The sequence below is a fragment of the Sphingobium agri genome (assembly GCF_023051225.1).
GTDB classification, from domain to species: Bacteria; Pseudomonadota; Alphaproteobacteria; order Sphingomonadales; family Sphingomonadaceae; genus Sphingobium; species Sphingobium agri.
Genome location: NZ_JALKHS010000007.1, coordinates 26,937 through 53,791 on the forward strand (window position 1 = coordinate 26,937; position 26,855 = coordinate 53,791).

Consider the following 26,855-nt stretch of genomic DNA (forward strand, 5'->3'; position numbering starts at 1 on the left):
ATCAGCGCTCAATCGTCCCGATCCGGCGGATCTTCCGCTGCAACTGCATCACGCCATATAGCAGCGCTTCGGCAGTCGGAGGGCAGCCCGGCACATAGATGTCGACCGGCACGATCCGGTCACAGCCGCGCACCACCGAATAGCTGTAGTGATAATAGCCACCGCCATTGGCGCAGCTGCCCATCGAAATGACATATTTCGGATTGGACATCTGGTCGTAAACCTTGCGCAACGCCGGAGCCATCTTGTTGCACAGCGTCCCCGCGACGATCATCACGTCCGACTGGCGCGGGGAAGCGCGCGGCGCGGCGCCGAACCGCTCCATGTCGTAACGCGGCATGTTGACGTGGATCATCTCCACCGCGCAGCAGGCAAGGCCAAAGGTCATCCACCACAGCGAACCGGTCCGAGCCCATTGGAAAAGCTCTTCGGTCGATGTGACGAGGAAGCCCTTGTCGCTGACCTCGCTGTTCAGCGCGTTGAAGAAATTCTGGTCGGGCTGCGTCCCCGCGGGCAACATCGTGCCGGGCGCGGGACTGGTCAGTTCTACTCCCAATCGAGGGCTCCCTTCTTCCACGCATAGACGAGGCCCAGCACCAGCTCCGCTATGAAGATCATCATCGTCGCCCAGCCGGCCCAGCCGATCTGATCCAGGCTGACCGCCCAGGGATAGAGAAACGCCGCTTCCAGGTCGAAGATGATGAACAGGATCGCGACGAGATAGAATCGCACGTCGAACTGGCTGCGCGGTTCCTCGAACGCCGGGAAGCCGCACTCATATTCCGACAGCTTTGCCGGATCGGGCTGATGTGCGCCCGTCAGGCGGCCGACCAGCATCGGCAGGAACACGAATGCCCCTGAAAGAAGCAAGGCGATCCCGAGAAAGATAAGGATCGGCAGATATTGGGCTAGATCGACCAACGGAATCCCCTGGGCGAAAATGAATATGGGCGCGCTTTAGGCCTGCCGCATAAGCGAAGCAAGGCCCCCCGCCATGAGAATGATTCGCAAGAGTTTACTTCTTGTACGCAGAAACAATTGCCTGCCTCAGCGCAGCGCTCCGGCAACAAGCTTGTGCAGCTTGCTATGGATGGCGTCATTGCCCGCGATGACTTCCTTGCGCTCGATCGGCTGATCCCCGCCACGAAAGTCAGTGACGAAGCCCCCGGCCTCACGCACCAGCAATATGCCCGCAGCCACATCCCAGGGTTGCAAGCCACTTTCCCAAAAGCCGTCATACCGCCCGGAAGCGACATGAGCGAGATCCAGCGACGCCGCGCCGAAGCGCCGGATGCCGGCTACCGACGGACCGACAGCGCCGAAGATGCGCGTCCATTGGGCGAAGTCGCCATGGCCCATGAAGGGAATACCGGTGGCGATCAGGCACTCGCCCAGGTCCCGGCGCGCCGACACGCGCAGGCGCTGGTCATGCCGCCACGCGCCGCGGCTCTTTTCCGCCCAATAGCTTTCATCCGTCACCGGCTGATAGATGAGGCCGGTCGTCACTTCCCGCTTGTTGCCGCTATAAAGCGGCTCTTCCACGGCGATGGAAATCGCGAAATGCGGAATGCCATGCAGGAAGTTGCTGGTGCCGTCGAGCGGATCGATGATCCAGCGCGGCTTGTTGGGATCGCCCTCGATCACCCCGCCTTCTTCCAGCAGGAAGCCCCAGTCCGGCCGCGCTTTCTGAAGCTCCTCGACCAAAGTGCGTTCCGCCTGCTGATCGGCCTTGGACACGAAGTCCGCCGGTCCCTTGCGCGACACCTGCAGATGTTCGACTTCGCCAAAGTCCCGCCGCAGCTTCGCGCCAGCCTTGCGAGCGGCGCGTTCCATGACGGTGAGAAGGCCGGAATGGGATACCATTTACTTAATCTCCCCCCTCCCGCAAGCGGGAGGGGCTGGGGGTGGGCACGATTGCGTAGCAATCGCATGCAACGCTTTGAACGAGGCAAGGGCTCGCTGACGCTCGCGCCCACCCCTAACTCCTCCCGCCTGCGGGAGGGGAACAATCAGCAGTTCAATCCGCCCGCTTCACATATTCCCGCTCATACACATCGACGATGATGCGCGTTCCGGTCACGATATGCGGCGGCACCATGACGCGCACGCCATTGTCGAGGATCGCGGGCTTGTAGCTGGCCGAAGCGGTCTGCCCCTTCACCACGGCGTCCGCCTCGACCACGGTCGCCTCGACCGTTTCGGGCAATTGCACGGAGATCGGGCGTTCCTCGTACATTTCCAGCATGACCATCATGCCGTCCTGCAGGAAAGCGGACGCGTCGCCCACCAGGTCCTGCGGCAGGTTGATCTGCTCATAGGTCTCCGTGTCCATGAAGACGAGCATGTCGCCCTCGGCATAAAGATACTGGAAATCCTTGGTGTCGAGGCGGATGCGCTCAACCGTTTCGGCCGACCGGAAACGCACGTTATTCTTGCGCCCGTCGATCAGGTTCTTCAGTTCCACCTGCATATAGGCGCCACCCTTGCCGGGCTGGGTGTGCTGGATCTTGACGGCCCGCCACAGGCTTCCGTCATATTCGATATTGTTGCCGGGACGAATCTCGACGCCGCTGATCTTCATGGGAAGAGCCTGCCTATATGTCTGAAGGTGAAAAGAGCCGGCCTCATGTAAAAAGGCTGGCCGCGCCTCTACATCGTGCCGCCGCGAAGGGCAAGTAGGCTCATCGGATCGGCCGCGCCAGCAAGGGGTAGGGATTGATCGCCCGTCCACCATACCATGGTTCGCCCGGCCTGATTTCATTGACGGCGAAATGCAGGTGCGGCGCCGCCGGATCGGCGTTGCCGGTGCTGCCGACCGTTGCGATCTTCTGCCCCCGCTTGACCATCTGCCCCTCCGCCAGTCCGGGGGCATAGCCGTCCAGATGCGCATAATAATAGATGCGGCGGCCGTCGGGCGACCGCTCATAGATGGTCAACCCGCCATCCGCGCTGGTGAAAAGCTTCTCTATACGCCCGTCCGCAGCCGCCAGCACGGCCCTGCCACGCGCCGCCATGATGTCGATCGCATCATGCGGCCGGACACCACCTGCTCGCGCCTGGGTAAAGGTGTCGGTTAGCGCGCTTGGGGGCACGCCCTCGACCGGGATCAGAAGCGACCCCGCCTCAGCCGCCGCAGGACGTTCCGGCACGGCGCGCTGCTCAGGCCCGTCTCCCGGAACGATCCGAACGCACATTTTCAGGAACAGGAGCAGCAGCAGGACGGCGAGTAAAATGCCCAAACATCCTCGCCGTCCTGGCCTCCTCATGCCTGGAATACCGCCTTGACCCCGCTCTTCACCATTTGCGCCAGCCGCGCCGCATCCCAGTTGGTGAGGCGGATGCATCCATGGCTTTCGGTACGGCCGATCGTCTGGGGCTCGGGCGTGCCATGGATACCATAATGTTGCTTGGAAAGGTCGATCCAAACCACACCGACAGGCCCATTCGGCCCAGGCTTCAACACCGCCTTTTCATCCTTGGCGTCGGCATCCCAGAACAGGTCGGGATTATAATGGAAATCGGGGTTCCGGCTGATCCCCTTGATCTCCCATGTACCAAGCGGCAGCGGATCATGTTCCGATCCCATGGTCGCCGGGAACTGCGCGATCAGCTTGTTGGCCTTGTCGAAAACGCGCAGCACGCCGTCGGATTTGTCGACGACGACATGATCGGCCTGCGGCTGGTCCTTTGCCACCGCCAGGCTGGCCAGCGTAGTGCCCCAGCCGCGCTCATCTCCCTCGATCTGGGCCACCGGCTGGTTGCCCACGGCAGGCACGCGCACGGTAGCTCCGGGCCCTAGCTTCGTGTTGGGTGCATTCAACGCCACCAGCACTTCAGGCTTGGTATGGAAACGCTCGGCCAGTTTTTCGATGAGGTTGCGATATCCAAGCGCAGGCAGCTTGGCCTGATCGGCATATTCCTTGGGAATGGCGGTGAACGGCCCACGGGCGAACTCCGCAGGGATCGTCACCAGCCATGTCGCTGGTGGCGGCTTGTCACCCAGCAGGGCCTTGGCCGTCGCCTCATCATATTTGCCAGTCTCTGGCAGGCCCTTGGCCTCCTGGAAACCCTTCAGCGCGGCGGTGAAGGACATGCCCTCCTTCCCGTCGAGCACGCCGGGGGAAAAGCCCGCCCGGTCAAGCGCCACCTGCGCCTGCAAGATCGAATCCGCGCGCGCTGGCGTGCCGCCGGGCTCCGGAACGATGGTAAAGGCGTAGGGATCGGACCCGGGCTTGGCTGCCGCGCCCTGCTGCGCCGCGTCCGTCTGGTTTCCGGGAGGCGCGCCCCCGCTTTCATTCGCGTCAGTGACAGACACCTTGCAAGCCGTGCAAAGCAGCGTGATCGCGAGCAGATATGTTTTCAAGGCAATGCTCTCCCGAAGTTCGGGAAGAGAAACGCGCAAAGCCCGGGAAAGCTTCCTCCCTCAATCAAACAGCGTCCAAGGAGCCTATTCAAAGCAGGGAAAATTCAATCCAAATACTCAATCCGCTCGGGCTGAGCCTGTCGAAGCCCCTGCCTTCCTCAAGAAATACGGAGCCTTGACAGGTTCAGCGCGAGGGCGTCACCTCCTAGGCCCCACCAAGCACAGCCGAAAACGCTGCAACGCCCGCGCGCGCGCCATCCGGGTGCGCCCATACCGCCCTGCTCACCGCCAGGAAGTCGGCCCCTGCTTTCACCAGCGGCGCGGCATTGTCCGCCGTTACCCCGCCGATCGCGACACAGGGCAGTTCGAACAACGTGGTCCACCAACTGAGGATCGAGGGCTCGGGCCGATGATGGGTTTCCTTGGTGGTGGAGGGATAAAAGGCTCCGAAGGCGACATAATCCGCCCCTGCCTCACCCGCTTCCATCGCAAGGTGGCGGCTGTCGTGGCATGTGACGCCGATCTGCACCTTGGGCCCCAAAATCTTCCGCGCCTCTCGCGGATCGCCATCCCCCTGCCCCAGATGCACGCCATCCGCGCCCAGCCTTTTGGCCAGGGCAACGCTGTCGTTGATGATGAAGGCGACCTCCCGCTCCGCGCACAATTTCTGCAACGGCTCTGCCGCGCGGGCGATCTCGTCTTCGTCCAGACCTTTCAGCCGCAACTGGAACGCCGCAACCTTGCCGCCGTCCAGAGCCTCTGCGAGCTGCGTCACGAAGCCTTCATCGATCGCGGGCGGCGAGATCAGGTAAAGCTGGCAGGGCGGGCGGAAACCCTTTTCGAACTGGTCGGCAAAATGCGGGTCGAGCGCCAGCTCTTCGTCGGTGAAATCGGTCATGCGCAGCCCTTAGCGCGTTTCGACGTCCAAGGAAAAGAATGGAACCGCGTCCAGGTCCGGCGGCTTGTCCCATCATGATCAGGATTGGCTGCTCGGGATGGAACTACCGCCACTGGCGCGGCGCCTTCTACCCCGAAAAACTGGCGATGAAGCGCTGATTCGCCTTCTACGCCGAACATTTCGGCACGGTGGAGATCAACAACAGCTTCTACCGCCTTCCAAAGCCGGAGACCGTCGATGGCTGGCGCGACCAGGCGCCGCCCGGCTTCTGCTATGCGGTCAAGGCAAACCGCTATCTCACACAGGCTCTGAAGCTTACCCATTGCGAGGAGCCGATGGAGCGGATGATGGCGTCCTTCCGCCATTTCGGCCCAACGCTGGGCCCAATCCTCTACCAGCTTCCGCCCAGCCTCACCTTCAATCCCGACCGGCTCGACAGCTTCCTCAAGCTCCAGCCGCCGGACATCGTCCCCGTCTTCGAGTTTCGCCACAGCAGCTGGTATGAAGACGCCACCTTCGATCTGCTCGACCGCGATGGCGCAAGCTTTTGCGTCCATGACATGCCCGGATCAGCCAGCCCCCGCATCGCCACGGGCCGCGCCGCCTATGTCCGCTTTCATGGCGGAAAAGGCAAATATTGGGGCCGCTATGCCGAGGATGACCTGCGCGAATGGGCGGGGTGGATGAATGACCAGGCTCGCCAGGGCCGCGCCGTTTGGGCCTTTTTCAACAACGACATCAATGCGGACGCGATCCATGACGCGCAGGCGTTGAAGGCCATGGCCAGCTAGAGCATCGCCCTTATTGGCGCGATGTCGAAATGCAGCACATCTTCGCGTGAGCCAAGCTTTGTATAAAGCGCAACCGCGGGCTCATCCTCCAGATCGGCCTGCACATAGATGACCCATGCTCCAGCCGCGATGGCGATGGGACGTAGCGCGTCGATCAAGGCGGTGGCGATCCCCTGACGCCGCCGATCCGCCGCGACCGCCAGATCGTAGATATAGATTTCGCTGCGCTGCTGCTCGAACTTGCGCAACTCATAAGCGGCGAGCGCGCCAATGATCCGCTCACCCTCCACCGCCACCAGGGCGATAAAGCGCGGGTCGGCCAGCAGATCGCGCAGATAGCCATCTGACGGGGGCTGATCCGCATAGGATTGCGGATCGTCGAACACCTCAGCGAACAGCGCATTTGCCGCCCGCATCCTGTCGATATGCTCGCCGCCCAGGCGAAGGACGGCCTCTGGACCAATGTCGCCAGCGGCCGTCATGTCAGGTCAAGCCGCCTTGTTGGTCGAGGCAGCGTGGATTTCGTCGATCGCCTGACCGAGCGAGCCGTTGAACTCGTCCTCGCTCATCTGGTGGCGCAGGTCGTTCAGCAGCGCACGGCTGAAGCTGGCGATGATGCCGCGATTCTTCGCCAGTTCGACGCAGGCTTCTGCGCGTGAGAAGCCGCCCGACAGCGCCACGACGCGCAGCACCTTAGGATGATCGACGAGCGGATCGAACAGGCCAGCCTTCGCGGGCAGCGACAGCTTCAGCATCACCTGCTGGCCTTCGGGCAGCGCGTCCAGACCCTTGAGCAGTTCCTCCAGCAGAATCTGGTCAGCCTCGGCGCGCTCGGGGCTCTTGATGTTGATCTCGGGCTCCAGCATCGGCATCAGGCCAGCGGCCAGCACTTGGCTGCCCACTTCGAACTGCTGCTTGACGATGGCCGCAATGCCCTCGCGGTTGGCGAGATTGATAACCGAACGCTCCTTGGTCCCGAATACGCCGAGCGACTTGGCGCGCTTCAGCAGCGTGTCGAGTTCCGGCATCGGCTTCATCATCTGAACGCCGTTCGCCTCTTCCTCCAGACCCTTGTCGATCTTGATGAAGGGCACCACGCCGCGCTCGATCAGCGCCTGGGGCACGGACTTGCCGCCCGCTTCGCCGTCCATCGTCCGTTCGAACAGAATCGCGCCGATCACCTTTTCACCGGTGAAGCAGGGCGAGGTGATGATGCGGCTGCGCATATCGTGGATGAGGCCGAACATCTCCTCGTCATTGCTCCACGCGCCTTCCTCGATGCCATAGCCCTTGAGCGCCTTGGGCGTCGACCCGCCGCTCTGGTCGAGCGCGGCGATAAAGCCGTTACCGGCCGCAATCTTGTTCTTCATGTCCTGATCCAGCATCTGCACATACCTTCTCTGTAGGGTTGCGCCGCCCCTTCGGCGGCTTCAAAAAAGTGAAGAAAACCGCCATTTTGTAGACGGCGGCTTCCGAAGTTCACACCATCAATGCGCTGACGCCCGGCAGGTCCTTGCCTTCCATCCACTCAAGGAAAGCGCCGCCAGCGGTCGATACAAAGGTGAAGTCGCCCGCCACGCCCGCATGGTTGAGCGCCGCGACCGTATCGCCGCCGCCCGCCACGGACGTCAGCCCGCCTTCCTTGGTCAGCGCCGCCGCCGTCTGGGCAAGCGCCACCGTCGCCTTGTCAAACGGCGCGATCTCGAACGCGCCGAGCGGCCCGTTCCAGACCAGCGTGCGGCAGTTCTTGAGCGCATCGCCCAGCGCCTCGACCGCCGCCGGGCCCACGTCCAGAATCATCTCGTCGGCAGCGACTTCATGCACATTGCACGTCCGCACCGACGGGGGATTGGCGGCAAATTCCTTCGCCACAACTACGTCATAGGGCAGATGGATGGTGCATCCCGCAGCCTCAGCCTTGTCGAAGATCGCCTCGGCGGTTTCGGCCAGATCCTTCTCGCACAGCGACTTGCCGACATCGACCCCGCGCGCGTGGAGGAAGGTGTTGGCCATGCCACCGCCGATGATCAGATGATCGACCTTCGCGACCAGGTTATTCAGCACGTCGAGCTTGGTCGAAACCTTCGCGCCGCCGACGACTGCCGCGACCGGCTTCACGGGCTCGCCCAGCGCCGCCTGGAGCGCGTCCAGCTCCTTCTCCATCGAACGGCCCGCAAAGGCAGGCAGCTTGTGCGCCAGCCCCTCGGTCGACGCATGGGCGCGGTGCGCGGCGGAGAAGGCATCGTTCACATAGAAGTCGCCGATCGCCGCCATGGCTTCCACCAGCGCCGGATCATTTTTTTCCTCGCCGGGATGGAAGCGGGTATTTTCCAGGATCGAAATGTCGCCCGGACGCATCACCGCGATGCCGTCCACCGCCGCTTCACCGCAGCAATCGGGAATGAACTGAACGTCGCGCCCCAACACCTGCGTCAGCGGGCGCGTGATCTTCGACAGCGAATATTCCGGGTTCTTCTGCCCCTTGGGCCGCCCGAAATGCGCCAGGATCAGCACCTTTGCGCCGCGATCGGCCAGTTCAAGGATCGTCGGCATCGCCGCCCGCAGGCGGGTGTCGTCGGTCACGCTGCCATCCTGCATCGGCACGTTCAAATCTTCGCGCACCAACACGGTCTTGCCGCTGATGTCGCCCATATCGTCCAGCGTCTTGAAGGGCTTGGCCACCATGATGCTCCCAGCCGCCCCTACCGTCATCCCAGCGAAAGCTGGGATCTCATGCCTCGGGCGGGACGTAAGTAGAAAAACGAGATCCCAGCTTACGCTGGGATGACGAAAAAAGGGGCGAGCCAATGCCCGCCCCCCTCATTCTTACAGCAGCCCGGCAACCACGCCTGCGGTATCGATCATGCGGTTCGAAAAACCCCATTCATTGTCGTACCAGCTGAGCACGCGCACCAGGTTGCCGTCGATGACGGCGGTTTCCAGGCTGTCGACGGTCGAGCTGCGCGGATCGCCATTATAATCGATCGATACCAGCGGTTCGTCCGAATAGCCCAGCACGCCCTTCAGCGGCCCGGCTTCCGAAGCGGCCTTCAGCAGCTGGTTCACTTCGTCGCGGTTCGTTTCGCGCTTGGCGATGAACTTCAGGTCAACGACCGAGACGTTCGGGGTCGGCACGCGCACCGACGAACCATCCAGCTTGCCCTTCAGTTCAGGGAGAACCTCACCCACGGCGCGCGCGGCGCCGGTGGTGGTCGGGATCATCGACAGCGCAGCGGCGCGCGCGCGGCGCATGTCGCTGTGCAGCTGGTCCAGCGTGTTCTGATCGTTGGTGTAGCTGTGGATCGTCGTCATGAAGCCCTTTTCGATGCCGATGGCATCGTGCAGGACCTTGGCGAGTGGCGCCAGGCAGTTGGTCGTGCAGCTGGCGTTGGAGATGACGACGTCATCGGCGGTCAGCGTTTCATGATTGACGCCGAACACGATGGTCTTGTCCACGCCGCCTGCGGGCGCGGAAATGATGACACGCTTGGCGCCAGCGGTCAGGTGGGCGCTCGCCTTTTCCTTCGAAGCGAAGATGCCGGTGCATTCCAGCGCGATTTCGACGCCCTGCGCCGCGTGCGGCAGCTTGGCGGGATCGCGTTCGGCGGTGACGGCAATGCGCTTGCCGTTGATGATCAGCGCGTCGCCTTCGGCGCTGACGTCGCCAGCCCAGTTGCCATGGACGCTGTCACGCTTGAACAGCAGGGCGTTTGCCTTCGCATCGCCCAGGTCGTTGATGCTGACCAGTTCCAGATCATGGTCGGTGCGCGACAGGATTGCGCGCGCCACCAGGCGGCCGATACGTCCAAAACCGTTAATTGCTACCTTCGTTGCCACTGCACTAGCCTCCTGATTGGTAGATGTTCTTAATGATCGAGCGCGGCCGCAACCTGCGGCGCGATCTTCGCCGCGGTCAGGCCGAAATGCTCGTACAGCACTTCCGCCGGAGCCGAAGCGCCGAATGTGTCGATGCCAAAACGCAAGCCCGCAATGCCGACATAGCGCTCCCACCCGAATGTCGTGCCTGCCTCAATCGAGCAGCGCAGCACATGGTGCGGAAGGAGATCATCCTTATACGCCTGCGGCTGCGCATCGAAATGCGCCCAGCTCGGCATGGACACGACGTCCGCGCCGATGCCCTGCGCTTCCAGCAGGTCGGCGGTCGCCACCGCGATCTCGACTTCGGAGCCGGTGGCGATCAGCACGACCTTGCGGGTCCCCTTGGCGGCGCGCAGGCGATAGGCGCCCTTGGCACAGAGATTTTCGCTCGCCTTCTCGGTGCGCAGCTGCGCCAGATTCTGCCGCGTCAGCGCCAGCACCGACGGACCATCCTTGTCCTTCAGCGCCAGTTCCCAGCATTCCGCCGTCTCGACGATGTCCGCCGGGCGATACACGTCCAGGTTCGGGATCATGCGCAGCGACATGACATGTTCGATCGGCTGGTGGGTCGGGCCATCCTCGCCAAGACCGATGGAATCATGCGTCAGCACATGGATGACGCGCTGCTGCTGGAGCGCGGCCAGGCGGATGCCGCCGCGCATATAGTCGGAAAAGACCAGGAAGGTGCCGCCATAGGGGATGACGCCGCCATGCAGCGCCATGCCGTTCATCGCGCAGGCCATGCCGAACTCGCGAATGCCATAATAGACATAGCGGCCGGAATAATCGTCCTTGGTGAGCGGTCCGGTCGACTTGGTCTTGGTGTTGTTCGATCCGGTCAGGTCCGCCGAACCGCCCAGTGTTTCGGGCAGCAGATCGTTGATCGCGCCCAGCGCCAATTCGCTCGCCTTGCGGGTCGCGACCTTCTGCGGATTGGCGATCAGCGTGTCGATATAGGCGTTGAGCGAGAAGTCGGCGGGCAGTTCACCGGCCATACGCCGGTCGAACTCGGCTTTCTGGCCATTACCATTCAGGCGACCTTCCCAAGCGGCACGCACTTCGGCGCCCTGCGACCCGATGCGACGCCACTCGGCGGCAACATCCTCGGGCAGGACGAAAGGCTCGGATGTCCAGCCCAGGAACTGGCGAGCCGCCGCGACTTCCTCGACGCCCAAAGCCGACCCATGGACGCCCGAGGTGCCTGCCTTGTTGGGTGCGCCATAGCCGATCTTGGTGGCGCAGGCGACCAGCGACGGACGCGGATCAGCCAGCGCTTCGTCAATCGCGCGGCGCACATCGGCGACATCATGGCCATCGCACGACACGACATGCCAGCCGGTAGCGGCATAGCGGGCGCGTACATCTTCGCTGCTCGACAGGTCGACCGCGCCATCGATCGTGATCTTGTTATCGTCCCACAGCACGATCAGGCGACCAAGGTTCAGGTGCCCGGCAAGGCCGATCGCCTCATGGTTGATGCCTTCCATCAGGCAACCGTCGCCCGCGATCACCCAGGTGCGGTGATCGACCAGATCATCACCGAACTGCGCATTGAGGTGACGCTCCGCGATCGCCATGCCGACGGCAGTGGCCAGGCCCGAACCCAGCGGCCCGGTGGTCGCTTCCACGCCCGCCAGCTCGAAATTCTCCGGATGCCCGGCGCAGGGGCTGCCGATCTGGCGGAAATTACGGATATCCTCCATCGTCGGACGCGCATAGCCGGTGAGGTGCAGCAGCGCGTAGATCAGCATTGATCCATGGCCCGCCGACAGCACGAAGCGGTCGCGGTCGGCCCATTTCGGCTGCGTCGGATCGAACTTGATATAGTTCTTGAACAGCACCGTCGCGACGTCCGCCATGCCCATCGGCATGCCCGGATGGCCGCTGTTCGCCGCCTGCACTGCGTCCATGGAAAGCGCCCGGATGGCGCTGGCGAGCGACTTTTCGGATACGGTCATCTAGGCTGGCTTCTTCCCTACTTGGCTCACGGCCCCCTGCTGAGCCGGCGAATCGAAATCGGGTCCCCTTTGTCGCGTTGCACCCAAAGCGTCAACCATGGCAGGACCTTGGAGCCCGCCAAGCCGTCCAATGACAGCTTTTGCAAGGCGAAAACTTTGTTTATGCGTGGATCATGGCAAGCGATCGCATGATGCAGGCTATCGGCGCGCTGGAGCGCGCGGTGAGCCAGCTGGAACAGGATGTGCAGGGTCTCGCGGCTGCGGGTTCGGCCTCTTCCGCCTCCCCAGGCGTGGACGCGGCCGCCGCGCGGACGGCGCTCCGCTCGCTCGATGAACTGATCGCCGATCTGAAGGGGGAAAAACGTGGCTGAAACCACCCTCCAGATCGCCGGGCGCCATTATACCGTCCGCTGCCGCGACGGGGAGGAGGCGCATCTTGCTCATCTCGCCGGCCTGATCGAACGCAAGGCGCGCCTCGCCCAGCAGAATACGCCGGGCCTGACCGAAGTGCGCACGCTGCTCTTCGCCGCCCTCTTCCTCGCCGACGAGCTCAATGACCTGAAGCGCGAGGCGATCGGCCGCCAGCAGAGCCTTGCACTTGGCGATGACGACGAACTCGCTGTGCAAGCGATGGAAGCGCTGGCCGCGCGCATAGAAAAGCTGCGCGAGAGGCTTGTCGATCCGGAGCCCGGCGCCTAGATTACAGGCGACGGGCACTGCGCGATACGAGCTTTAGCGAACATCCCTGAGGCGATAATCACATCCACGGGGGCTGTCCCTGGGCGGGTTCCGGCCCGATCTACATGGTCCCCACCTGACGTTGAGGCGTCAGAGGATATTCCAGCAAACGGCCGAGGCGGTCCCGTCACCCTTCCTTGGCTCTCCCCAAACTCCGCTCGGGCCGAGACTGTCGACGCACCGGTGCTAAATAATATCAATTTGCCGCGCGCTGCTCTAAACGCGAGCCCATGAGCGAAGACACCGACAAGACCGCCCTGCGCACCCTCGCCCGGACGCGCCGCCGCGCCTTCGTCCAGTCGCTCGACCCGCTCGCGCATCGGCTGGCCTTCAAGGCGATCCCCTCGCCCCTCGCCCGCCGCCTAGATGGCGCGCAGACCGTCGCGCTCTACATGGGTCTCGACGACGAAGCGCCCGCCCAGCGCCTCGCGCCCCAGCTCGCGGCGATGGGCAAGACGCTTGCTCTCCCACGCGTCATCGACCGGCTCGGCACCATGGATTTCCTCACCTGGACGCCGGAGGATCAGCTCCATCCCGGCCTTTACGGCACGCACCATCCCGAACCCAGCGGCCCGTCCGTCGCTCCGGACATCATCATCGCCCCGCTGCTCGCCTTCGACCGCGCCATGAACCGGCTGGGCCAGGGCGGCGGCTATTATGACCGCGCCTTTGCCCGCTATCCGGACGCCCTGCGGATCGGCCTCGCCTGGTCGGTGCAGGAACAGGACGCGCTGCCCGCCGACCCGTGGGACCTGCCGCTCCACATCATCCTCACCGAAGTAGAACTGATCGAAGGACCCGACGCGTGAATCGCCAGCCTGCTCCCTACGAACCCAGCTGGCGCAAGCCTGTGGGCATGCTCCTCATCATCGGGCTGATCCTGCTCTGGGCGGTGCTGGTCGGCAGCCTGTCGGGCATTATCGGCAGCCTGCCGATGATCGCGCAGGTGCCGGTCTATGTCTTCCTCGGCATCGTCTGGATCTGGGTGCTGCCCTTGAAGCGCCTGCTCGCCTGGATGGAAACCGGCCGCTGGCGGCGCGGCTGACGCGCTCACAGCGCTGCTAAAACGCCCCACTCCGTCATCCCAGCGAAAGCTGGGATCTTGTGAGACGACGCCAAACGCCAAGGGCCCGAGATGCCAGCTTGCGATGGCATGACGACATATCAAATTTCGGAATAAATACGGCCCTTCAGGGCCATCCACTCTTCCAAAAGAGTGGCGCGAGTGACGGGGCTCGAACCCGCGACCTCCGGCGTGACAGGCCGGCGCTCTAACCAACTGAGCTACACCCGCGTTCGGTGTGGGCGGGCATCTATGCGGGTGCGCCGGACCTGTCAACCGGCTCTTTCACCACTTTCTTCTTTCTCGTCATTTTCTTCGCGCGGCGCCACCGTCAGCGTCCCGCGCTCGAACAGGAAACCGGCGATATCCGGCGTTCCAGCGGCCGCCACCACGGTCTGGATGATGATCAGCAAAGGCACGCCCAGCAGCGCACCCGGCGTCCCCCACACCCATCCCCAGAAGGTCAGCGACACCAGAATCAGCAGCGGGTTCATCGTCAACCGCCGCCCCAGCACCATCGGCGTGATCACATTCGCCTCCACCAGGTGAAAGCCGATCTGCGTCACGGCAGGCGCCAGCGCCCGCCACACATCGTCGAACACCATGAGCCCGCCGAGCGCCAGCAAGGCCGCCGCCAGCATCGGCCCGAAATAGGGCACGAAGTTGAGCAGCGCGACGATCCCGCCCCACATCAGCGGCGACGGCATGCCGATCAGCCACAGCGCCAGCGCGACCGCAAGCCCCAGGCACAGGTTGATCGTCGCGATCGTCAGCACATAGGCCGACGTCGCATCGACCACATTCTGGATTACCCGCGCCACCGCCATCGCGCCATCGAAGCTGCCCCGGCTGTTGATCGTGCGCCGCCGCAGCCGCGTCCAGCCTGCTAGGAAGAAATAGATGATGAGCAGCGCGAACACCATCTGGATGATCGCCGAAGGGGCGGAGGTCGCGGCGAACTGCAACAGCGACCGCGGCGCATCCACCGCCGCCGTCTGCGCCGCCGCCACCGGTCCGGTCGCCAGCATCTGCACCGTTTCGTCGACGAAATGCTGCAACTGGGAATAAAAATCGATGAGCGGCGCCAGATTATTCTGAATCTTGGGCAGACGCTGCGGCAACAGCCTGAACCAGTCGGTCGCCGGAACCACGATCAGTACCAGCGCGGTATTCGCGACCACGAGGAACGCGATCACCGCCGCCAGCGCCGCCACCGCGGAAGGCACCCGCCGCCGCTCCATCCATTCCAGGAACGGCACCAGCGCAATGGCGATCACCACCGCGGCCGTCAGCGGCAGGAAGAATTCCGCGCCCTCCCGCAAGGCGAAGGGCATGGCAAGAAGCAGCCCGACCCCGGTCGTCAGCGCGATCGACGCCAGCAGCCGATCCCGCCGCCGGTTGATTTCCTGCTGTTCATGAGGTGTCACGTAATGGTCGATCCTGCCCGCATGTCTGCCCTGCCCGCATTTCTGCAATGTGTACCGGGCCGCAACAGCGCGTCAATTTCAATCCGCCACGCCCGAACATGGCTAAGGCCCGTTAACCAAATTTTCGCTCCCCCCGTCCTAAGCCATAGCGAAACGGGGATCGGGGCTTTGAACGGATGATGCGGATATTGGCGCTACTCGGGTTGGCGGCATGGGGCATGCTGCCCGCGCCTTTGCTGGCCCGTGCGGACCTGCGGATGGAAACGCAGATGTTCGTGGAGCGCGTGCATACCGACATCAACGGCCGCGCCCGCCGCACCCTGGCCAGCGCCACGCGCGCTGCCCCTGGCGACCAGATCCTCTTCGTCGTCAACTGGCGCAATGAAGGGCGCGCTCCCGTCCAAGGCGTCGCCCTCACCAAAGCGGTCCCGCGCGGCGCAATGCTCACCGCGCCCGATCCGTCCATGCAAGTGTCGGTCGATGGCGGGCAACGCTGGGGCCGCCTTGACGAGCTATGGCTCCCGACCCCGCTCGGCGGCGTCCGCCGGGCCGTCGCGGCCGACATCACCCATATCCGCTGGACAGGCCCTGCGCGCCTGTCGCCGGGAGAAACCGCGCGTCTGAGTTACCGGGCGACGATGCGGTGAGCACCAGCTGAAATATCGATGTTGGTCACCCCGGGCTTGACCCGGGGTCCCGCTTATTCGATCCAGACGGCATGGGACGGGCACGCCAAGGCGGTTGGGTATATATCATGGCCGACCGATATCGCGGCACCATGTATGTCGGCGTGACGGCGGACATCGTTTCTCGCGTTCAGCAACATCGTTCTGGCACAGGCTCGGACTTCTGCAAGCGTTATGGCCTATCTCGCTTGGTCTGGGCGGAATGGGGCGAAGCAATGATGAGCTGCATCGAGCAAGAAAAGCGGATCAAACGATGGCGGCGCACTTGGAAGTTCGATCTTGTCGAACGCGCCAATCCGGACTGGCGCGACATGTTCGATCTGCTGGTCTGAGATGAAGCGGCCCCCCGGGTCAGGCCCGGGGTGACGAATGCCTCACTCCGCAAACAACAACACTGGCGTCTCCAGCAATCGCTTCACCGCCTGCACGAAACTCGCCGCGTCCCATCCATCCACTACCCGATGGTCGCAGCTGATCGACAGGTTCATGAGCTTCGCAGCCACGACCTCGCGCCCGCGAAAAACGGGCCGCTCGATCACCCGATTGGGCCCGACAATCGCCACCTCAGGCCGATTGATGACCGGCGTGGTCGCCACCCCGCCCAGCGCCCCCAGCGACGTCAGTGTCAAGGTCGATCCGGAAAGCTCCTCCACCTTCGCCTTGCCCGAGCGCGCGGCCTCTGCCAGCCGCTTTATCTCGCCCGCCAGCTGCCAGATATTGCGATCCTGCGCATCGCGGATCACCGGCACCATCAGCCCCGCGTCAGTCTGCGTCGCGATGCCCATATGCACAGCGCCAAAGCGCGTCACCACGCCCGCCTCGTCATCATAGCGGGCGTTCAACATTGGAAAGTCCGGCAGAGCCCGGCAAATCGCCACGATCAGCAGCGGCAGCATGGTCAGCTTCGGCCGATCCCCACGCGCGTCATTCAACTGCGCGCGCATCCGTTCCAGTTCGGTGACGTCGATTTCCTCGACATAAGAGAAATGCGGGATATGTCGTTTGGAGGCCGCCATGTTCTCCGCGATCCGGCGGCGCAGGCCGATGACCTTCACCACCTCATCCTCCCGCCGCGCGCGCGGCTTGGGCGACCGATAGCCCTGCCCCGCGCCGTAAAGCAGGAATGCGTCGAGGTCCGAATGGCGGATATGATCGCCGCTGGCTTTCACCTGGGACAGGTCGATGCCGAGTTCCCTGGCGCGGGCGCGGACGGCAGGGGATGCGAGTGACTTTCTCTCACCTTCAGAGGTCGGTGGCCGACGCGTGCTGGCCTTCTCCCTCTCCCCTTCAGGGGTCGCAGGGAGGCGCGTGCCTCCCTGCGACCCCTGAAGGGGAGAGGGCTCTGAAGTTTGCTCGTCGGGATAAGGCCGATCAACCGAGGAAATAATCCCGTTAACTGACGCGCCCGCCACCTCGCGTCCCCCCGCCGTCTCGGCCTCGATCTCCTCCTGCGAAGGCATCGGAGCCTCCGCCCCGGAAGCAACCTCCCCTTCCCCCTCGACCTCGATCTCCACCAGCATCGCGCCGATTGCGATCTGCTCGCCCGGCTCGCCTGCCAGCCGCTTCACCACGCCCGCGACGGGGCTTTCCATCTCGACCGTCGCCTTGTCGGTCATCATGTCGGCGATGGGCTGGTCTTCCTCTACCCGGTCCCCGACCTTCACATGCCAACCGACAATCTCCGCCTCGGAAATGCCTTCGCCGATGTCGGGCAGCCTGAACGTGAACAGCGCCATGGCTCAATCCCTCATGATCTTCGTGATCGCTTCCCTGATCCGCACCGGCCCCGGGAAATAGGCCCATTCCAGGCTATGCGGATAGGGCGTGTCGAAACCCGTCACCCGTTCGATCGGCGCTTCCAGATGATAGAAGCACCGCTCCTGCACCAACGCGCTTAACTCCGCGCCAAATCCGCTGGTCCGCGTCGCCTCATGCACGATCAGGCAGCGGCCCGTCTTCTTTACCGACTGCTCGATGGCATCGATGTCCAGCGGCACCAGCGTGCGCAGGTCAATGATCTCGGCGTCAACGCCCATCTCCGTGACGGTGCTTTCGATCACATGTTCCATCGTGCCATAGCAGAGTATGGTCAGCGCCTCGCCCGCACGGACTGTGCGCGCCTGTCCCAACGGCACGCGATAATAGCCCTCCGGCACCATCGCGCCCGGATGCCCTGCCCAGCTTTTCGCCGGACGGTCATAATGACCATCGAACGGCCCGTTATAGATGCGCTTGGGTTCGAAGAAGATCACCGGATCATTATCCTCGATCGCCGCGATCAGCAGCCCCTTGGCATCATAGGGCGTCGACGGGATCACCGTCTTGATGCCCGACACATGGGTGAAGATGCCCTCGGGCGATTGGCTATGCGTCTGCCCGCCGAAAATCCCGCCGCCAAAGGGCGACCGCACCGTCATCGGCGCGATGAATTCCCCCGCCGACCGGTAACGCAGCCGCGCCGCCTCGCTCACCAACTGATCGAGCGCGGGGTAGATATAGTCGGCGAACTGAATTTCCGGCACGGGACGCAAGCCATAGGCGCCCATCCCCACCGCGACGCCGATGATGCCGATTTCCGTGATCGGCGTGTCGAACACCCGGTTCTTGCCATATTTCTTCTGCAATCCGGCCGTCGCCCGGAACACACCACCGAAATAGCCGACATCCTCCCCCATGACGACGACATCGGGATCACGCTCCATCATCACATCGAGAGCGCTGTTGATCGCCTGGATCATGCTCATCTGGCGGGTTTCAGTCATTCCCTGTCTCCCCTCGCCCCTTTAGGGGAGAGGGTTGCGCAGACTTGGCGGCTCCGCCGCCTAGTCGAAGCTGGGTGAGGGGTAACTCCGCCCCATCCCCCTCTCCAACCTTCGCTAGCCAGACAACTGGCAAGCTACGGTATCCTCTCCCCTGAAGGGGCGAGGAAAATGGCGCTTCCCCCCTCACAACCCAGCCGCCTTCGCTTCATCCAGCATCTGCTGCTGCTGCTCCCTCAGATGCCAGGGCATCTCCTCGAAGACATCCTCGAACATGCTCTCCATCGGCTGATGCAGGCCATGTCCCAAAATCCCGTTCTTCTCCGCTTCCCGCGCTGCCTCGCGCACCTGCTCGGCCAATTCCTTGTCCATCGCCGCCTGCCGTTCCTCGTCCCAGATGCCGATAGCGATGCAATGCTGCTTCAACCGCGCGATGGGGTCGCCGAGCGGCCAGCGGCTCCCCTCATCAGCGGAGCGATAGGCGCTCGGATCATCGGACGTGCTGTGTCCCTCCGTGCGATAGGTGAAATGCTCGATCAGCGTCGGCCCATGATTGGCCCGCGCCCGATCCGCTGCCCAGCGCGTCGCGGCATAGACCGCCAGCGCGTCATTGCCGTCGATCCGCAGTCCCGCAATGCCATAGCCGATCGCCCGCGCCGCAAAGGTCGTCGCCTCCGCGCCTGCAAAGCCGGAAAAGCTGCTGATCGCCCACTGGTTGTTGACGACGTTCAGGATCACCGGGGCGCGATAGACGCTGGCGAAGGTGCAGGCGGAATGGAAATCCCCTTCCGCGGTCGATCCTTCGCCGCACCATGTCGCCGCGATCCGCGTATCGCCCCGCGCCGCGCTTGCCATGGCCCAGCCCACGGCCTGCGGATATTGGGTGGCCAAATTGCCGGATATGGAAAAGAACCCCGCCTCCCGCGCCGAATACATGATCGGCAGCTGCCGCCCCTTCAGCCGGTCGCCTTTGTTCGAATAGATCTGGTTCATCATGTCGACCAGCGGCCAGCCGCGCGCGATCAATATCCCCTGCTGGCGGTAGCTCGGGAAACACATGTCGTCGCTCGCCAGCGCCGCCGCCGCGCCGATCGACACCGCCTCCTCACCGGTCGACTTCATGTAGAAGCTGGTCTTGCCCTGCCGCTGTGCCCTGAACATACGCGCGTCGAACGCGCGGGTCAGCGCCATGCCGCGCAGCATGCGCAGCAGCGTCTCGGGCGGCAGCTTCGGGTCCCACGGCCCTAGCGCGCGGCCTTCTTCATCCAGAACACGGACCAGGTCGTAGGCCAATTCCCGCATCGTACCGGCATCCGCCGCCTCATCGGGCCGCCGTGCCGCTCCGGCGGCGGGAATGTCGAAATGGTTGAAGTCCGCCTCGTCGCCCGGCCGGAACTGGGGTTCTGGCACATGCAGGCGCAATTGGGGCAAGTTGCGTCCGCCACCAGACGTGGTTTCCGCGGCAAAATCAGCCCGGTCAGCTTCACCCGGTCCCGACGGGACGGTCGGCAGGTCAGCATTGCCCGGCCGAGCAGCAAGATTTTCACCAGCCCGCCGAGCGTCTTGTTCGCCCAGCCGCTTGCCCTGCTCGTTCCCGGCCTTCCCAGCGCCCGAATCATCCCGGTCGCCCATCCCGCCTCCTACTCGCACTTGCAATATTATTGCTTGATGCAATTATAATATTACAACGCTCACAAAAAGCAAGAGTTCCGTTTTCCCGCTAATTCCTTCTTGCAATCACACCGCCACCGGCGCCGCGATATGACTCTGCGGCGCATAATCCACGACTTCGAAATCCTCGATCCGATAGCCGAAAATGCTCTCCGGCCGCCTCTTCATCCTCAGTTTCGGCGCGCCGCCCGGCGTCCGGCTGATCTGCTCCTCCACCAGCGCGGCATGATTGAGGTACAGGTGCACGTCCCCGCCCTGCCACACGACTTCTCCCGGCTCCAGGTCGCATTGCTGCGCCAACATCCGGGTGATCATCGACAGCCCGAAGATGTTGAACGCAAATCCCAACCCCAAGTCACAGCTGCGCTGGAACAACAGGCCATTCAGCCGTCCATCGGCCACCTGGAACTGATAGGTCATGTGACAGGGCGGCAGGGCCATGCGCGCGACTTCCGCGACATTCCATCCAGTGAACAGCAAACGCCGCGAGCCCGGATTGTTCCTGATCCCCTCGACCAGTTCCGCAATCTGGTTGTGCCCCTTCTCGGCCCGGCGGAACAACCCATCGCCAACAGCTTCGTAGCGCGGCCAATTCACCCACTGCGCCCCATAGACGGGGCCCAGATCGCCCCACTGCCGCGCGAAGGCTTCATCCTCGATAATCCGCGCCTCGAAGTCGTCACGGCTGATCTCTTCGCCGGTCGCCTTGCGATAAGAGGCGAGCGGCCAGTCGGTCCAGATATGCACGCCCTGACGGACGAGCTCGCGAATGTTGGTGTCCCCGGTCAGGAACCACAGCATTTCCCGCGCCGCCACTTTCCAATAGACACGCTTGGTCGTCAGCAGCGGCACCGCGTCACCCGCCAGCGAAAAGCGCATGGTGGCGCCCAGCACTGACCGCGTGCCCACGCCGGTGCGATCGACCCGCTCATCCCCCTCCGTCCAGATCCGGCGCATCAGGTCCAGATATTGCTGCTCATAATGCGCTTCGTTCGGAGTGATGATTGTGGTCAACGACGCTCTTCCCTGTTGCGGCGATTCCACATTCGCCGCCCTCGCTTTAGCCGAGCAGGCCCGAGCTCGCCAATCTTGCTTTCGCTTCGGACCATTCTCCGCCCGTTCCACTCCATAGTGGACATGGTTCGCGGTGATCGCAGCGGACGGTCGCAGCATCTTGAGGCAATGGCCGCTACGGAAAGCATCCGATTCCTGCTGTTGGACGATCAGTGGCGTCCGTTGGGCCACGTCGATGGGAGCAGGGATTGGCGTCACGTCCTGCAGGAACTGCTGCTTCAGGGCAGCCACTGGCTCATCGTCGAGCAGGTGCGCCCAAACGAAGGCTCCCCTCATCCGCGACGGGACGATATCCGCCTCGCCCGCTCGATAGCGCGCCGCCTCCGGCCGATGGAAGTGAAGCTCGCCGACCATGTCATTCACGGCGGCCGGGAACAGTTCAGCTTCCGCGCCGCAGGCCTGCTTTGACCAAGGCAAAAAAAGCATGCCCAGCCGCTTGCCAGTCCGAAAAGCCCCCTCTATAGACCCCGCCTGCCCAGCGGCGTTGCAAGCAATGCCGCTATCGGTCGGGGAGTAGCTCAGCCTGGTAGAGCACTGTCTTCGGGAGGCAGGGGCCGGAGGTTCGAATCCTCTCTCCCCGACCACATTTTTCTTCACATCAAAGGTTTAGGTTGGCACGCGCGAGCGCGGTTTTGTGCTCAGCTTGAATTCGCGTAAACTATTGATCTTTCGCAAGCACGAAAAAGGGCGCGTTTCCGCGCCCTTTCATCGACTTGAGCCTTGCCGCTCCAGTCAGGCTTCGCCGAACACCCGGCGGAAGATCGTGTCCACTTGCCTGAAATGATAGTCGAGGTCGAACTTCTCCTCGATCTGTTCAGCAGTCAGCGCCGCAGCGACGTCCTGATCCGCCTTCAGCAGTTCGAGCAGCGACAGCTGGCCATCCGACTCCCAGACCTTCATGGCGTTGCGCTGGACGTAACGATAGCTGTCCTCGCGCGACACACCGGCTTGGGTCAGGGCGAGCAGCACCCGCTGTGAGTGAACAAGACCGCCCATCTTGTCGAGATTCTTCATCATCCGCTCGGGATAAACGAGCAGCTTGTCGATGACCCCCGTCAGGCGGCCCAGAGCGAAGTCGAGCGTGATGGTGGCGTCGGGGCCGATATAGCGTTCAACCGACGAGTGGCTGATGTCCCGCTCATGCCACAGCGCGACATTTTCCATCGCTGGCAGCGCGTAGCTGCGCACCATGCGAGCAAGGCCGGTGAGATTCTCGGTCAGAACCGGGTTGCGCTTGTGCGGCATAGCCGAACTGCCCTTCTGGCCCGGTGAGAAATATTCCTCGGCCTCCAGCACTTCGGTGCGTTGCAGGTGGCGGACCTCGACGGCCAGGCGCTCGATCGAGCTTGCGATGACGCCCAAGGTCGCGAAGAACATGGCGTGGCGATCGCGCGGGATAACCTGCGTCGAAACGGGTTCGATCGCGAGCCCGAGCTTGGCCGCGACATGTTCTTCCACACGCGGATCGATATTCGCGAACGTGCCCACCGCGCCGGAAATGGCGCAGGTCGCAACTTCCTCGCGCGCGGCAACCAAGCGGGTCCGGCACCGGCTGAACTCGGCATAGGCTTCAGCCATCTTGAGTCCGAAGGTCACGGGTTCGGCGTGAATTCCATGGCTACGGCCGATGGTCGGCGTCAGCTTGTGTTCGAAAGCGCGGCGCTTGATGACTGCCAGCAGCTGGTCAAGATCCTCGATCAGGATGTCCGCCGCCCGGGATAGCTGCACGGCAAGGCAGGTGTCGAGCACATCGGACGAGGTCATGCCCTGGTGCATGAAGCGCGCTTCGTCACCGACCTGTTCAGCCACCCAGGTCAGGAACGCGATGACGTCATGCTTGGTAACTGCTTCAATCGCGTCGATCGCAGCAACGTCGATGGTCGGATTAGTCGCCCACCAATCCCACAGCGCCTTTGCAGCGGATTTGGGAACCACGCCCAGTTCACCAAGCGCCTCCGTGGCATGGGCCTCGATTTCGAACCAGATGCGAAACCGGGCTTCGGGTTCCCAGAGTGCTGTCATTTGGGGGCGGGCGTAGCGCGGGACCATCGAACGAATCCTGATTTGCTGGTGAAAGATCGCGCGCCGCCTAGCAGGCGAGCCTTTCAAGGGCAAATCGCGGCTTCTTTCGTCTTCCCTTCACCCTCCTGTCCGCTTTTCACCCTGATTATGGCAGTATTTGAAGACCAGATGAGGCCGTTCATGGGGTAAGATGTTGATGCTGAACAACCATTCAGGAAACACGATAGTCATTCATGTATTCTTGCTCCATGAAGCGGTCGCGCCCGACTTGCTCGATCGCTGATGGAGAAGATTATGTTTCGCGCCTTTATCGCTGCTGCTGTCCTGTCTGCTGCCACCCCGGCGGTCGCGCAGACTTCCGCCGATGCGCCCGCAAGCGTGCAGCCGGACGCACCCGCACAAGACCAAACCCCGGCAGACACGGTGGCATCGATCGTCGACAGCGAGTTTCCAGCCTATGACGCCAACGGAGACGCGCAACTCGACAAAGCCGAATTTTCACGCTGGATGGCGGCGCTGAAGGATCAGGAGATGAAGAGCAGCGGCCAAAAGCTTGCGGCCGCTGATGTAGTGGCCTGGACTGACGGCGCGTTCAAGACGGCCGACGCCGACAAGAGCATGTCAGTGAGCAAGCCCGAGCTGATTTCTTACCTGAGCCGCGGCGCTGCCTGATCGCGAAGCATTCTACGCGGATTAGAAAAACCCCAACCCAAAAGGGTCGCAACATGGGGCGGCATGGAGCGAAGGCCATGCCGCCTCTTTTTTTCCAAAATCCAAGCTGGTCAGCCGCGCTTCTTGTTCGCGTATAGAAGCGCCGCCACGATCGCGGCCGATCCAATCCCGACCGCAGTACCCATCCACACGCCCCTGCCCGCGGTCTTCCGCGCAGCGGATGCCAGATCGGACTTGTTTTCAGTTGCTTGCTTGGGGGCTTCGCCTTCGGGCGCATTGTCGTTGGGTTGGGTCATGGTGAATCAGCTTATGCAACAAGGCCGTCTGCGAGGAAAGATGGCCCCGGCATATCTGCGTCAATAGTCCGGCAGCGTCTGGCGCGCTTCGCCCCAACCGCGCAACTCCCTTGATCCCGCCCGCGCGAGCAATTTATCGATGTCCGCGATCGTGTAAGCGCCCGGGCGGTCGATAACTTCCAATTCGTCCCAGGTCACGGGCACCGCCACCGGCGCATTCTCACGTGCTCGCACCACATAGGGGAGCACCGCCGTAGCGCCACGCTGATTACGCAGCCAGTCGATGAAGATCCGCCCCTTCCGCTTCGCCTTGCTCATGGTGGCGGTGAAGCGGTCCGGTTCGGCAGAAGCCAGGGCGCGCGAAAAGCGATCGGCAAAGTCCTTTACCTTCGGCCATTCGGCCTCCGGCGTAAGCGGCACTACGACGTGCACGCCCTTGCCGCCGGACAACATGGGAAAGCTTGTGAGGCCAATATCCTCAAGGGTGCGGCGAATATCACGGGCAGCCTTTTTCACATCCTCAAAGTCCAGCCCCTCGTCAGGATCGAGGTCGAAGATCAGCCGGTCCGGCTTTTCGACATCCTCGACCCGCGATCCCCAGCCGTGAAATTCGATCGTGCCCATCTGAACGCAGGCAACCAGCCCATCTATGTCATCCACATAGAGATAGTCCTGCTCGTCCCCGTCCTTTTCGCGAATAGGGACATGCTTCACATGATCGCCAAAGCTGCCGCTGTCATGCTTCTGGAAAAAGCATTTCTTTGCCCGTCCCTGCGGACAACGCACCAGACTGATCGGCCGGTGCGCAATCCACGGCAGCATGATCGCTCCAGCCGCCTCATAATAGTCGGCGAGCTGTCCTTTGGTCACCTTCGCTTCGGGGAAGATCAGCCGATCGCGATTTGAGACATGCACATCGCTTTCCTGTTCGGGTACAGCCATCACCTTCTCCCGGGAAACGTCCTTCGCCTTCTTGTCCTCGCGAAGGCCCAGGAAGCTGCCATGACGTACGACATTGTCGCTGGTGAACTCGGCGAAGGCGATCTCCGCAACCAGATCAGGCCGCACCCATTTGGCACCCCGCGCCTCGCTGCGCGGAACTTGCAAGGCGGCGGTCTGCCGGGCCCTCGCCTTCAGCTGGCTTAGAAGCCGCTCGCTATTCTGCGCATTGAACCCCGTCCCGACCTTCCCAGCATAGACCAGGCCTTGTTCGTCATGCTGGGCAAGCAGGATGTTACGGAGCGAACGGCCACTGGCCGTGCTTGGCATCCATCCCACGATGACGAATTCCTGGCGGCGGGTGCATTTGACCTTCAGCCAATTCTTGGTCCGCGCGCCGCGATAGGGAGCATCGGCGCGCTTGCAGATTATCCCCTCCTGCCCCGCCTCGCACATCGTCCTGAACAGCTTTTCGCCAGCGCCCACGATATGGTCGGACAGGTGCACATGCGCGCTCCCCTGCCCAAGCAAGGCCGCGAGCTTCTCCTTCCGGGCGATATTGGGCTGCCAGGTCAGGTCTTCGCCATCCAGGGAGAGGAGATCGAAGGCGAAGAGATGTAGCGCTCCCTTGTTCTCGCCCTTCAACACCTGCTGCAATGTCGAAAAGTCGGGATTTCCGTTCGGCCCGAGCGCCACGATTTCGCCATCGATAAGCATGGGGGGAAGGTTCATGCCCGCAACCTCCTTGGCCAAGGATGCGAAGCGATCGGTCCAGTCCAGGCCGGATCGGGTAAAAACCTGCACGCGGCTACCCGCCACACTGACGAGGCTGCGATAGCCGTCATATTTGATTTCATGCAGCCAGTTGTTGCCGGTGGGGACGGCGTCCACCAGCGTCGCCAGTTGCGGCGCCTGGAATGGAGGAGCCTTTGCTAGTTTACTCCGCTTGGGCGCAGGGCGCGCCGGGGTCGCCCTCTCCGCTTCGCTCATCGCGGCGTCGAATGCTTTGCCACGCTTCCCCTTGAGCGAGATCGCAGGCGCGTTGGCCGCAATCTCTCCCATGGTCCTGCCGCTCTTGATGCTGGTCAGTTCACGCCCGACCAGGTCCTCCGCAGGACCGGCATAGGCGTCATCGATCTTGCGGAGCAGCCAATTCTCCCGCTTCCCTTCACCAGGCCGTGGCTTCAAGCGGATTAGCAGCCATTCGCCCTTCATCCGCTGGCCATGCAAAACGAAGTGGAGATGGCCTTTCGCCAGGTCCTTCGCACTCTTGCCGGGCACTGGCTCCCAGGTGCCTTCATCCCACAACATCACGGTGCCCCCGCCATATTCACCCTTGGGGATGGTGCCTTCGAAGCTGGCGTAGGATAGCGGATGATCTTCCGTGCGGACGGCAAGGCGCTTGTCGGCAGGATCAAGGCTGGGGCCGCGGGTCACGGCCCAGCTTTTAAGGACGCCGTCGACTTCCAACCGGAAATCATAGTGCAATCGGGTGGCGTCATGTTTCTGGACGATGAAGCTGTTCCCGCCCCGGCGCTCCCGTTTTCCGGCAGGTTCCTTCGTCCGGGTGAAGTCGCGCTTGCGATTATATTCCTTCAGGGGGTCGGCTTCGGCCATAT

The 26,855-nt window shown here is 62.9% G+C and carries 28 protein-coding genes, 2 tRNA genes and 1 pseudogene; 10 read left to right on the forward strand and 21 right to left on the reverse strand.

What is annotated here, in order from left to right; all coding sequences use genetic code 11:
* Position 1 precedes the first annotated feature (1 nt).
* The 7 genes from MU848_RS10645 to thiE form a co-directional block, all read right to left on the reverse strand.
* Entirely contained in the window at positions 2-556 is a 555-nt protein-coding gene (locus tag MU848_RS10645; RefSeq protein WP_380800685.1) for a NuoB/complex I 20 kDa subunit family protein, read from the reverse strand.
* Positions 547-921: an NADH-quinone oxidoreductase subunit A gene (locus MU848_RS10650; RefSeq protein ID WP_097091191.1), complete on the reverse strand. Its 375-nt coding sequence runs from the start codon at positions 919-921 to the stop codon at positions 547-549. Before MU848_RS10650 ends, MU848_RS10645 begins: the two co-directional genes overlap by 10 nt.
* A 126-nt stretch (positions 922-1,047) precedes the next feature.
* Positions 1,048-1,863 (reverse strand): inositol monophosphatase family protein, encoded by an 816-nt coding sequence (locus tag MU848_RS10655; RefSeq protein WP_247231808.1) that lies wholly within the window; start codon positions 1,861-1,863, stop codon positions 1,048-1,050.
* Between the two features lie 154 nt (positions 1,864-2,017).
* Positions 2,018-2,581, reverse strand: coding sequence for an elongation factor P (gene efp, locus MU848_RS10660; protein ID WP_066515524.1), 564 nt, complete (start codon positions 2,579-2,581; stop codon positions 2,018-2,020).
* Between the two features lie 100 nt (positions 2,582-2,681).
* Positions 2,682-3,266, reverse strand: a complete 585-nt coding sequence (locus tag MU848_RS10665; protein ID WP_247231810.1) for a M23 family metallopeptidase — start codon at positions 3,264-3,266, stop codon at positions 2,682-2,684.
* On the reverse strand, positions 3,263-4,363 hold the full coding sequence (locus tag MU848_RS10670) for a L,D-transpeptidase family protein (RefSeq protein WP_247231812.1): 1,101 nt from the start codon (positions 4,361-4,363) through the stop codon (positions 3,263-3,265). Before MU848_RS10670 ends, MU848_RS10665 begins: the two co-directional genes overlap by 4 nt.
* Before the next feature lie 205 nt (positions 4,364-4,568).
* Positions 4,569-5,261: a thiamine phosphate synthase gene (gene thiE / locus MU848_RS10675; protein ID WP_247231814.1), complete on the reverse strand. Its 693-nt coding sequence runs from the start codon at positions 5,259-5,261 to the stop codon at positions 4,569-4,571.
* A gap of 173 nt (positions 5,262-5,434) precedes the next feature.
* Here thiE and MU848_RS10680 point away from each other — a divergent pair.
* Positions 5,435-6,052, forward strand: a pseudogene (locus tag MU848_RS10680) (DUF72 domain-containing protein); the annotation flags it as partial.
* Here MU848_RS10680 and MU848_RS10685 read toward each other — a convergent pair.
* The 5 genes from MU848_RS10685 to tkt all read right to left on the reverse strand — a co-directional run bounded on the left by MU848_RS10685 (position 6,049) and on the right by tkt (position 11,889).
* On the reverse strand, positions 6,049-6,516 hold the full coding sequence (locus tag MU848_RS10685; protein ID WP_380800706.1) for an AAC(3)-I family aminoglycoside N-acetyltransferase: 468 nt from the start codon (positions 6,514-6,516) through the stop codon (positions 6,049-6,051). The pseudogene MU848_RS10680 and the gene MU848_RS10685 overlap by 4 nt on opposite strands.
* A 24-nt stretch (positions 6,517-6,540) precedes the next feature.
* Complete coding sequence (locus MU848_RS10690) at positions 6,541-7,437, reverse strand: fructose bisphosphate aldolase (RefSeq protein WP_247231933.1); 897 nt, start codon at positions 7,435-7,437, stop codon at positions 6,541-6,543.
* Between the two features lie 94 nt (positions 7,438-7,531).
* A complete protein-coding gene (locus MU848_RS10695) occupies positions 7,532-8,737 on the reverse strand; it encodes a phosphoglycerate kinase (protein WP_247231818.1) in 1,206 nt (401 codons plus the stop codon).
* 141 nt (positions 8,738-8,878) lie between these two features.
* Positions 8,879-9,889 (reverse strand): type I glyceraldehyde-3-phosphate dehydrogenase, encoded by a 1,011-nt coding sequence (gene gap / locus MU848_RS10700; RefSeq protein WP_247231820.1) that lies wholly within the window; start codon positions 9,887-9,889, stop codon positions 8,879-8,881.
* Positions 9,890-9,918: 29 nt separating this feature from the next.
* A complete protein-coding gene (tkt, locus tag MU848_RS10705; protein WP_247231822.1) occupies positions 9,919-11,889 on the reverse strand; it encodes a transketolase in 1,971 nt (656 codons plus the stop codon).
* A gap of 173 nt (positions 11,890-12,062) precedes the next feature.
* Here tkt and MU848_RS10710 point away from each other — a divergent pair, with 173 nt between their 5' ends.
* The 4 genes from MU848_RS10710 (at position 12,063) to MU848_RS10725 (ending at position 13,672) form a co-directional block, all read left to right on the forward strand.
* Positions 12,063-12,260, forward strand: a complete 198-nt coding sequence (locus MU848_RS10710) for a hypothetical protein (protein WP_315862461.1) — start codon at positions 12,063-12,065, stop codon at positions 12,258-12,260.
* Complete coding sequence (locus MU848_RS10715) at positions 12,253-12,588, forward strand: cell division protein ZapA (protein WP_097091181.1); 336 nt, start codon at positions 12,253-12,255, stop codon at positions 12,586-12,588. Before MU848_RS10710 ends, MU848_RS10715 begins: the two co-directional genes overlap by 8 nt.
* Positions 12,589-12,857: 269 nt before the next feature.
* The gene (locus MU848_RS10720; RefSeq protein WP_247231824.1) at positions 12,858-13,436 is read left to right on the forward strand and encodes a 5-formyltetrahydrofolate cyclo-ligase; all 579 of its coding nucleotides are present in this window, start codon (positions 12,858-12,860) and stop codon (positions 13,434-13,436) included.
* On the forward strand, positions 13,433-13,672 hold the full coding sequence (locus MU848_RS10725; RefSeq protein WP_255254702.1) for a DUF2842 domain-containing protein: 240 nt from the start codon (positions 13,433-13,435) through the stop codon (positions 13,670-13,672). The genes MU848_RS10720 and MU848_RS10725 overlap by 4 nt, the downstream gene beginning before the upstream one ends.
* Before the next feature lie 172 nt (positions 13,673-13,844).
* On the opposite strand, the gene MU848_RS10730 is transcribed toward MU848_RS10725, so the two are convergent.
* Together MU848_RS10730 and MU848_RS10735 are read right to left on the reverse strand one after the other, a co-directional pair.
* Positions 13,845-13,921 (reverse strand) — tRNA-Asp (locus tag MU848_RS10730).
* 41 nt (positions 13,922-13,962) lie between these two features.
* Positions 13,963-15,117 (reverse strand): AI-2E family transporter, encoded by a 1,155-nt coding sequence (locus MU848_RS10735; RefSeq protein WP_247231826.1) that lies wholly within the window; start codon positions 15,115-15,117, stop codon positions 13,963-13,965.
* A 176-nt stretch (positions 15,118-15,293) separates the two neighbouring features.
* Between MU848_RS10735 and MU848_RS10740 the strand changes: the two genes are divergently transcribed.
* Entirely contained in the window at positions 15,294-15,764 is a 471-nt protein-coding gene (locus MU848_RS10740) for a hypothetical protein (protein ID WP_247231828.1), read from the forward strand.
* Between the two features lie 71 nt (positions 15,765-15,835).
* Positions 15,836-16,135 (forward strand): GIY-YIG nuclease family protein, encoded by a 300-nt coding sequence (locus MU848_RS10745; RefSeq protein WP_097091178.1) that lies wholly within the window; start codon positions 15,836-15,838, stop codon positions 16,133-16,135.
* 42 nt (positions 16,136-16,177) lie between these two features.
* Here the strand turns inward: MU848_RS10745 and MU848_RS10750 are convergent, their stop codons facing one another.
* The 4 genes from MU848_RS10750 to thyA form a co-directional block, all read right to left on the reverse strand.
* Positions 16,178-17,539 carry a dihydrolipoamide acetyltransferase family protein gene (locus tag MU848_RS10750; RefSeq protein ID WP_247231830.1) on the reverse strand — a complete coding sequence of 454 codons (1,362 nt, stop codon included), beginning with the start codon at positions 17,537-17,539 and terminating at the stop codon, positions 16,178-16,180.
* 3 nt (positions 17,540-17,542) lie between these two features.
* Positions 17,543-18,547, reverse strand: coding sequence for an alpha-ketoacid dehydrogenase subunit beta (locus MU848_RS10755; RefSeq protein ID WP_247231937.1), 1,005 nt, complete (start codon positions 18,545-18,547; stop codon positions 17,543-17,545).
* Between the two features lie 201 nt (positions 18,548-18,748).
* Positions 18,749-20,194 (reverse strand): 3-methyl-2-oxobutanoate dehydrogenase (2-methylpropanoyl-transferring) subunit alpha, encoded by a 1,446-nt coding sequence (locus MU848_RS10760; protein WP_247231831.1) that lies wholly within the window; start codon positions 20,192-20,194, stop codon positions 18,749-18,751.
* A 105-nt stretch (positions 20,195-20,299) separates the two neighbouring features.
* Positions 20,300-21,247 (reverse strand): thymidylate synthase, encoded by a 948-nt coding sequence (thyA, locus tag MU848_RS10765; RefSeq protein WP_247231834.1) that lies wholly within the window; start codon positions 21,245-21,247, stop codon positions 20,300-20,302.
* A 123-nt stretch (positions 21,248-21,370) separates the two neighbouring features.
* Here thyA and MU848_RS10770 point away from each other — a divergent pair, with 123 nt between their 5' ends.
* Together MU848_RS10770 and MU848_RS10775 are read left to right on the forward strand one after the other, a co-directional pair.
* Positions 21,371-21,715 (forward strand): JAB domain-containing protein, encoded by a 345-nt coding sequence (locus MU848_RS10770; RefSeq protein ID WP_247231836.1) that lies wholly within the window; start codon positions 21,371-21,373, stop codon positions 21,713-21,715.
* 99 nt (positions 21,716-21,814) lie between these two features.
* A tRNA-Pro gene (locus tag MU848_RS10775) sits at positions 21,815-21,891 on the forward strand.
* A gap of 148 nt (positions 21,892-22,039) precedes the next feature.
* Here MU848_RS10775 and purB read toward each other — a convergent pair.
* Positions 22,040-23,356: an adenylosuccinate lyase gene (purB, locus tag MU848_RS10780; RefSeq protein WP_247231838.1), complete on the reverse strand. Its 1,317-nt coding sequence runs from the start codon at positions 23,354-23,356 to the stop codon at positions 22,040-22,042.
* A 255-nt stretch (positions 23,357-23,611) separates the two neighbouring features.
* Between purB and MU848_RS10785 the strand changes: the two genes are divergently transcribed.
* Positions 23,612-24,001 carry an EF-hand domain-containing protein gene (locus MU848_RS10785; protein ID WP_247231840.1) on the forward strand — a complete coding sequence of 130 codons (390 nt, stop codon included), beginning with the start codon at positions 23,612-23,614 and terminating at the stop codon, positions 23,999-24,001.
* 110 nt (positions 24,002-24,111) lie between these two features.
* On the opposite strand, the gene MU848_RS10790 is transcribed toward MU848_RS10785, so the two are convergent.
* Both MU848_RS10790 and ligD read right to left on the reverse strand, forming a co-directional pair.
* Positions 24,112-24,297, reverse strand: a complete 186-nt coding sequence (locus MU848_RS10790; RefSeq protein ID WP_247231842.1) for a hypothetical protein — start codon at positions 24,295-24,297, stop codon at positions 24,112-24,114.
* 60 nt (positions 24,298-24,357) lie between these two features.
* Complete coding sequence (gene ligD, locus MU848_RS10795; RefSeq protein ID WP_247231844.1) at positions 24,358-26,853, reverse strand: DNA ligase D; 2,496 nt, start codon at positions 26,851-26,853, stop codon at positions 24,358-24,360.
* Positions 26,854-26,855 lie beyond the last annotated feature (2 nt).

Bases quoted from the DNA above. Each gene is read 5' to 3' on its own strand.
- MU848_RS10655 (WP_247231808.1), bottom strand. From the start codon at position 1,863: ATGGTATCCCATTCCGGCCTTCTCACCGTCATGGAACGCGCCGCTCGC.
- efp (WP_066515524.1), bottom strand. From the start codon at position 2,581: ATGAAGATCAGCGGCGTCGAGATTCGTCCCGGCAACAATATCGAATAT.
- MU848_RS10665 (WP_247231810.1), bottom strand. From the start codon at position 3,266: ATGAGGAGGCCAGGACGGCGAGGATGTTTGGGCATTTTACTCGCCGTC.
- thiE (WP_247231814.1), bottom strand. From the start codon at position 5,261: ATGACCGATTTCACCGACGAAGAGCTGGCGCTCGACCCGCATTTTGCC.
- MU848_RS10690 (WP_247231933.1), bottom strand. From the start codon at position 7,437: ATGCTGGATCAGGACATGAAGAACAAGATTGCGGCCGGTAACGGCTTT.
- MU848_RS10695 (WP_247231818.1), bottom strand. From the start codon at position 8,737: ATGGTGGCCAAGCCCTTCAAGACGCTGGACGATATGGGCGACATCAGC.
- tkt (WP_247231822.1), bottom strand. From the start codon at position 11,889: ATGACCGTATCCGAAAAGTCGCTCGCCAGCGCCATCCGGGCGCTTTCC.
- MU848_RS10710 (WP_315862461.1), top strand. From the start codon at position 12,063: ATGGCAAGCGATCGCATGATGCAGGCTATCGGCGCGCTGGAGCGCGCG.
- MU848_RS10720 (WP_247231824.1), top strand. From the start codon at position 12,858: ATGAGCGAAGACACCGACAAGACCGCCCTGCGCACCCTCGCCCGGACG.
- MU848_RS10740 (WP_247231828.1), top strand. From the start codon at position 15,294: ATGATGCGGATATTGGCGCTACTCGGGTTGGCGGCATGGGGCATGCTG.
- MU848_RS10745 (WP_097091178.1), top strand. From the start codon at position 15,836: ATGGGACGGGCACGCCAAGGCGGTTGGGTATATATCATGGCCGACCGA.
- MU848_RS10750 (WP_247231830.1), bottom strand. From the start codon at position 17,539: ATGGCGCTGTTCACGTTCAGGCTGCCCGACATCGGCGAAGGCATTTCC.
- MU848_RS10755 (WP_247231937.1), bottom strand. From the start codon at position 18,547: ATGAGCATGATCCAGGCGATCAACAGCGCTCTCGATGTGATGATGGAG.
- MU848_RS10760 (WP_247231831.1), bottom strand. From the start codon at position 20,194: ATGGGCGACCGGGATGATTCGGGCGCTGGGAAGGCCGGGAACGAGCAG.
- MU848_RS10770 (WP_247231836.1), top strand. From the start codon at position 21,371: ATGGTTCGCGGTGATCGCAGCGGACGGTCGCAGCATCTTGAGGCAATG.
- purB (WP_247231838.1), bottom strand. From the start codon at position 23,356: ATGGTCCCGCGCTACGCCCGCCCCCAAATGACAGCACTCTGGGAACCC.
- MU848_RS10785 (WP_247231840.1), top strand. From the start codon at position 23,612: ATGGAGAAGATTATGTTTCGCGCCTTTATCGCTGCTGCTGTCCTGTCT.
- MU848_RS10790 (WP_247231842.1), bottom strand. From the start codon at position 24,297: ATGACCCAACCCAACGACAATGCGCCCGAAGGCGAAGCCCCCAAGCAA.
- ligD (WP_247231844.1), bottom strand. From the start codon at position 26,853: ATGGCCGAAGCCGACCCCCTGAAGGAATATAATCGCAAGCGCGACTTC.